The organism is Cupriavidus sp. 01L46 (assembly GCF_056399905.1).
The window spans coordinates 1-509 of sequence record NZ_JBFTSF010000711.1 but is presented as its reverse complement, the minus strand read 5'-3'; the positions used below and the strand labels follow the sequence as shown (position 1 = coordinate 509).

The 509-nt window shown below is 62.7% G+C and carries 1 protein-coding gene; it reads left to right on the top strand.

Going from position 1 to position 509, the window contains the following annotated elements:
• The coding region (locus AC1DS3_RS39445; protein WP_477129474.1) for a porin at positions 1-509 on the top strand (509 nt) is incomplete at both ends.

The following is a 509-nucleotide window of genomic DNA, read 5'->3' as shown; positions in this document are numbered from 1 at the left end:
ATACCAGCATCGAGTACTCGCGAGCCAGCACCGCCACCGACGGCGCAGTGCTGGGCGGCACCGGACGGCTGACCAACAACCGGTCGGTCTTCGGCTTGCGGGGCGAGGAGGGTCTTGGCGGTTCGCTCAAGGCAATCTGGCAAATCGAGAGCAACCTGTCGATCGATAACGGGTCCGGGCAGATTGCGGGACGAAACTCGCGCATCGGATTGAGTGGTGATTACGGTACTTTTTTCATGGGGCACTGGACCACGCCCTACACCGAAGCCACCATGGAATACGACCCCTATTACCCGACCACCGCCGGGTATATGGCGCTGATCAGCAATGGCTCGGCATCGAGCACCAACAACATCCAGGACACGCACTCCTTCGATCGCCGCGAGCAGAACATCGTGCAATACCGCAGCCCCGAATGGAAAGGCCTGCGCGCGGGCGTGGGCTGGGGCGTGCCCGAGGAAAAGCTCACCACGCCGCGCAACCCGGCGCTGTACTCGTTCGCCACCAGC